This is a genomic window from Bartonella sp. CM31XJBT, from assembly GCF_028618555.1.
Classification (GTDB): domain Bacteria; phylum Pseudomonadota; class Alphaproteobacteria; order Rhizobiales; family Rhizobiaceae; genus Bartonella.
The window spans coordinates 26,153-32,356 of sequence record NZ_JAQITD010000021.1; the positions used below are offsets into that span (position 1 = coordinate 26,153).

At 36.2% G+C, this 6,204-nt stretch carries 5 protein-coding genes; 3 read left to right on the plus strand and 2 right to left on the minus strand.

Annotated elements, in window-relative coordinates; translation table 11 throughout:
* Positions 1-37 precede the first annotated feature (37 nt).
* Positions 38-1,072 carry a methionine ABC transporter ATP-binding protein gene (locus PVV63_RS08390; protein ID WP_273791471.1) on the plus strand — a complete coding sequence of 345 codons (1,035 nt, stop codon included), beginning with the start codon at positions 38-40 and terminating at the stop codon, positions 1,070-1,072.
* Positions 1,065-1,724: a methionine ABC transporter permease gene (locus PVV63_RS08395; RefSeq protein WP_015856780.1), complete on the plus strand. Its 660-nt coding sequence runs from the start codon at positions 1,065-1,067 to the stop codon at positions 1,722-1,724. Before PVV63_RS08390 ends, PVV63_RS08395 begins: the two co-directional genes overlap by 8 nt.
* Before the next feature lie 866 nt (positions 1,725-2,590).
* On the opposite strand, the gene PVV63_RS08400 is transcribed toward PVV63_RS08395, so the two are convergent.
* The gene (locus PVV63_RS08400; RefSeq protein WP_273791472.1) at positions 2,591-3,070 is read right to left on the minus strand and encodes a MaoC family dehydratase; all 480 of its coding nucleotides are present in this window, start codon (positions 3,068-3,070) and stop codon (positions 2,591-2,593) included.
* Between the two features lie 163 nt (positions 3,071-3,233).
* On the opposite strand from PVV63_RS08400, the gene PVV63_RS08405 reads away from it, so the two are divergent.
* Positions 3,234-4,568 (plus strand): NAD(P)H-dependent oxidoreductase, encoded by a 1,335-nt coding sequence (locus PVV63_RS08405; protein WP_273791473.1) that lies wholly within the window; start codon positions 3,234-3,236, stop codon positions 4,566-4,568.
* Positions 4,569-5,382: 814 nt separating this feature from the next.
* Here PVV63_RS08405 and PVV63_RS08410 read toward each other — a convergent pair.
* Positions 5,383-5,739, minus strand: a complete 357-nt coding sequence (locus PVV63_RS08410; RefSeq protein ID WP_273791474.1) for a hypothetical protein — start codon at positions 5,737-5,739, stop codon at positions 5,383-5,385.
* Positions 5,740-6,204: the final 465 nt, after the last annotated feature.

Consider the following 6,204-nt stretch of genomic DNA (forward strand, 5'->3'; position numbering starts at 1 on the left):
ATCCGAGTAATTGTGCCAAATGTCCGAGTAATTGTGAATGGAAAAACCTACTCTTATCTCCTTAAAAAACATCAGCCGTTGTTTTAACAAAACGGCTGGTATTCCGGTAATTAATAATCTCTCTTTAAATATCCATGCTGGTGAAATCCTTGGCATTATTGGGCGCAGTGGAGCAGGAAAATCAACACTTATCCGCTGTTTAAATGGGTTAGAGAAGATTGATGCAGGGTCCATTTTTTTTGAAGGTGTTGATATTTCCAATCTATCAGAGATAGAATGGGCGCCTTACCGTCAACGAATTGGGATGATTTTTCAACATTTCAATCTTCTCTCATCGCAAAATATTCTTGATAACATTGCATTGCCGCTTAAATTAAGTGGTGTAAGTAAAAAACAACGCCACAAACGTGCCCTTGAACTGATTGAATTGGTTGGGTTATCTGGGAAAGAATATTGCTATCCGGCACAATTGTCAGGGGGGCAAAAACAACGCGTTGGCATTGCTCGTGCGCTCGCTGCTAATCCTAAAATATTGTTATCAGATGAAGCTACCTCTGCTCTTGACCCTGAAACAACACAATCTATTCTAGAGCTCCTTGCTGATATTAATAAACACCTCAATCTCACGATTGTGCTCATCACCCATGAAATGGAAGTTGTGCGCACCATAGCGCATCGCGTTGTTGTTCTTAATCAGGGGAACATTGTAGAAGAAGGACGTGTGAAAGACATCTTTACATCACCGCAAGACGATACAACCATAGCCATGCTCAAGCTTGTCACCCCGCAACTTCCTGAAAAATTTGCGAAAAATCTCAAACCAATCGGGCGAGAAGCTGTCATTGAAATTAATATTGCCGGTGAAATTGCCCAGCAGCCTTTTCTTCATCTTCTAGAAAATGAGAGTGGTTTAAAAGCACGTATTTTGCATGGTGGCATTGATACAGTTCAAGATGAAACCATCGGGAGACTCTTCTTGGCTCTTCCTGGAGAAGATAAAGAAGCTTTAGAAAAAGCTGTTCAATGGTTAACGAAAAAAGGACGATATTGTGAGGTCTTAGGCTATGTTTAATGTTCTGTCTCATGAACTTCCCCAAGCTGTTATTGATACAATATTGATGACACTTAGTGCTTCTTTTATGGCATTTATTATAGGGCTTCCCCTTGGTCTTCTTCTTCACACAACAGCACGCGGGGGGATTTTTTCCTCATCTCTCATCAATCGCCCTTTAAGCATGATCATTGACAGTATTCGTGCCATTCCCTTTATTATTCTTGCATTTTATCTTCTTCCCGTTACGCGTATCGTTGTAGGAAGAGGGATAGGAATGCCTGCTGTAATTTTTATACTGACCATTTCAGCTATCCCTTTTTATGCACGCATGGCGGAACTCTCTTTTAAAACCGTTGAAAACGGTCTTATTGAAGCGATCCGCTCTATGGGGGCAAGCCGTCTTCAAATTATCAGACATGTTCTTATTCCTGAAGCTCTCCCTAGCCTGATTACAGGTTTTACAGTCATGGTCATTTCTCTCATAGGAGCCACCTCACTTGCTGGATATCTTGGTGGAGGCGGTTTAGGGGATATGGCAATCCGCTATGGCTATCAACGCTATAATACCTTCATCATGACCATCGTCATCATCCTTTTGATCATGCTCAATATTATAACCCAATGGACTTCTGATAAAATCGTACAAAAACTTGATAAAACAAAACATTAAAAGACTTAGAATTTCACATGCCAATACCATCATCCTCTTTGCCACTTCCAAAGTGCTTCCCCCTTGCCTATCGAAAACGCTCATAAGAGATTAGGAACTTTTTTCTTAAACAGTTTTTATCTCTCCCCATCCGTTTGTAAAATGAAAGAAAATAGTTTTAATTGATTGAATATAAAAGGGGATAAAATAAGAGATCTCACAGTATGTGAGACTCTCTCTTAACATAAAAATGATAAATTATCATGTCAAATTAAGACATTGGTCACGACCTTTCCCAACCTTAGAGAACATATTGAACTTATATAGAATCAACCAAAACCTCTCGCTTGCACGTTACAAGCGGGAAGAGCTGGGTGAGTAAAAACTATATAAGAAAGGAAGGAAGGCATGCCTCTTATGAATTATCTCAAGCGCCAAGACCTGTCTTAACATTGGCGGTTAGCATATAATATGATGGTGTCGGCTTTCTTCTTTACAAAGCATAAAGATAGGGGTGCTCAATGGCTTTATCATTATACCATTCACAGGCGCCATTGCGAAATGGATGTAACAAGCGTTGAGAGATGTTTCTTTAAAATAAGCCCGTGAATTGGCAACGCAAGTATATTCCATTTGAAGCGTTCTGTTTTACGTGATGGGTATGATCCCATTAAAGAACGCTATAAACAAAAGCGTGAAGCAATGCACTATCTACATTAAGAAACTCCTCTTCAAAACGATCTAGGAAAATAGCAACCTGCTATGGCCATCAACGCTATGATAGCTCCACTATATCTATCATCCTATAGATTATTCTCAATATTATCATTGAAGAAACTTCTAATAGAATTGTATAAAAATTTTATAAAATAAAGCACTCAAATAATCTAGATATTGGAAGGTTTTTCTTCCAAAATAGCAACAATAAGCCATTGAGCTGTAAGAGCTGGTTTTTTTAACTTTTCAATTTCCACCGTAACCCCATAATGGAAAACCACTCGACCAGAAGGGCGAATTTCTGCGTCGTCTAACACAAAACGCGCACGTATCCGTACCCCTGTTTTCACAGGACTCATGAAGCGTACTTTATCGAAACCATAATTAATCCCCATTGTGCTCCCTTCTAACTCTGGAAGCGCCTCATAAGCGAGCGTAGACAAAAGCGATAATGTTAAAAAACCATGAGCAATCGTGCCGCCAAAAGGTGTCTTTTTAGCCTTTTCCTCATCAACGTGTATCCATTGATGATCATCTGTAGCACATGCAAACTGATTAATCATATCCTGTGTAACAAGACGCCACTCCGATAATCCCATTTCTTTCCCAATAAAACTGGTGACATCTTGTACTGCTATTTTTTGCTGCATAACGCTATTCCTATTTTATTTGATAAAAGCAACCACCCCTCTTGCTTTTATAAAATCCATTGATTAGAGCATCAAGAATAAAAGATTAATTGTCTTAAAAACAAATGCACTTTATGAATGAGAAAAGTTCTTTAGCAGAATAGTTTTCAAATGGGAAAAAAGAATGGCAAGCAATGTGAACCTAACAGGTTTAGCGCATGATTTAACACAACGTGCAGAAAAGCATCCCCCCATCCGTATTGGACTGATTGGTTGTGGTGAAATGGGCACAGATTTATTATCAAGTATTGCACATATGGATGGTATAACAGTCGCAGCTGTAGCCACTAGAACGCCGTCACGTATTTTTGATGCCGCTACACTAGCCTATGGCGAGGGTGGACATGTCTGTGAAGTTGAAAATACTTATGCTCTCACGCAAAGCATTGAAAAAGGTTTGATTGCAGCAACAGATGATATTAACCTTGTTTTACGTCATGAACAAATTGATATTATCGTTGATGCAACAGGCTATCCCGAAGCAGGAGCAGAAATTGGTATCAAAGCGCTTGAGAATAACAAACATCTTGTCATGATGAATGTTGAAGCAGATGTTACAATTGGCGCTTATCTCAAACATGAAGCAGAAAAACGAGGGCTCATTTATACACTTGGTGCCGGCGATGAACCAACTGCTTGTATGGAACTCATAGAATTTGTTTCAGCCCTTGGACATAAGATTGTTGCAGCGGGTAAAGGAAAAAATAATCCTCTGCGCTTTGATGCTACACCTGACGCTTACGAAGAAGAAGCATACCGGCGTAATATGAATGTGCGCATGTTGGTCGAATTTATTGATGGTTCCAAAACGATGGTTGAAATGGCAGCCATTGCCAATGCCACCGGCCTTCTCCCCGATTGCCCAGGAATGCATGGACCACGAGCAGCGCTACAAGATTTAAACAAAGTGCTTATTCCAAAACAAGATGGGGGTATTTTACAGCAATATGGTGTTGTAGATTATTCAATAGGTCCAGGTGTTTCACCTGGTGTCTTTGTCATTGCCGAAATAGCACACCCGCGTTTACGCGAACGTATGGAAGATTTAAAAATTGGTCAGGGGCCTTACTTCACCTTTCATCGCCCCTATCATTTAACAGCAATGGAAGTTCCCCTCACCTGCGCACGTATTATGCTTTATGGCAAAAAAGATATGGTTCCTCTTAGCCATCCCGTAGTAGAAGTCTGTGCTGTTGCTAAAAAAGATTTACATCCAGGTGATCAGCTAGACTTTATCGGTCTTTATACTTATCGTGCTTGGATAATGAACATTGCAGAAGCACGCGCTCACCACGCCATTCCTTGTGGTCTTTTGGAAAAAGCAACAGTAACAGCCGCAATTAAAAAAAACGAACTCATTACAGTACATAATACTGCTATTCGTGAAGATCAATGGATTGCACGTCTTCGTGCTAAACAAGACCTTTTACTTCATTGCCCTTCTTCCGCTAAGCTATAAATACTCCTAAATTACTTTACTTAACAGTATCCTTCCCTTACGCAACAGAACAACCCAGAATACACTTGTATCAAAAATTCAAGCTTCTGTTTTAATAAAAGCATTTTCAAACGACGCACATCCCCACTTCGCTCTCACAATATGTCCCGTAAATGCGACAGTATAAACCACCCCATGAGATGGCATAAGGTTCATTGTGTATCACTATCTTTGCTCTATAAAGCTACAAACTGGCATCATCATTTTATTTGCCAATATTACAACAGCGCATAGCACTTGAGATGATTAATGAGAAGAATTTTTACTCTTTTTTTCTTTAATAATTTTGTCCATACACGAACACAACTTGTTATACGTAAAAAATACTTTTGATGGATTTAACATCAAACAAATTTGAAATGATAAATAATAATTTCTCATTTTTCTTATTGCATGAGAGCCATGAATACAGGGATATTTTTTATTTTATCCCCTTATGAAAGATAAAAAAATTTAAAAAGGATAAAATATACCTTTGATGAATAATCTTCATATGAGAGAAGGTAGACAATATTAAAAGGCTGTTAAAGAGAGTGAGTATACTAGCCTTATTACTAGGATAATAACCATAGACTATAAAAAATCAGGTTACACTACTTTGTAAAAAAAATATAAATGTAAAACATTGAACTTTAATAATGTTAATAAAAGCTACATTTATTATTAATAATAGTAATTTTATTATCAAATACAGTATAAATGATTTCAAGTATGTATTTTTTTCAACATAATGAAATGAACAAAAAAGTCATCGACTTTATCGATGATCTTTCTATTAAAGTGTAACGAATATTCCCCAAAGAGATAAAACAGCACCTAATACATCCCCAATACATAAAGAAGCAAGAAGTGATAAAATACCTACCCCCCCCCAAAAAGCTGAACCTGAAAAGGCAGCAGCTTTTTCAGCTTTCCCCAAAGCAATACCATCTTGTTCCTCAACGCCTTGAATAACTGCTCTATTCACAGTTTTAATAGCTACATTTTTTTCTAATGTAGAAATAGTAATTGCCATTCTCTCTTGAAATTGATTTTTTAAAAAACTTGCATTTCCCGCTATAGTTTGTACAAAAAAAAGAATAAATAGTGTAAAAGTGAATGAACATACACGATTTTTAAATATTTTAAACATAGCTTTCTTTGCTCCTCTTTTTCTTCACTGAAAAAATGAAGTAATCTTCACATATATAAAAAACAAAACTTATATTTAATCATTTATATAACCAGACATAATAAAATATTATATGTAATTTTGTTATTATAATATAACACATTATGTATTACATGTAAATACGCAAAAACAATAAATGATAAAAACGATTTATTCCTTTTACATTATAATAACTTAAGATACTAACAGTAATATTTTGTCATTTTTATTTCTATTCTTCAAAGTAATAATAATTTATAAAATTTCTCATTATAATAAATATTAAAAAACAAATTCATTTAAAAAGTTAAATAATAGAGATTTTATAAATAATTTAAAATGAAGTTTTAAAGAACTATATCATTTAAAACTGTCAATATAATGATAATACTTATATATTATTTAAATAAAAACAAAAATAGAATATTGTTAGTGAATCTTTTATTA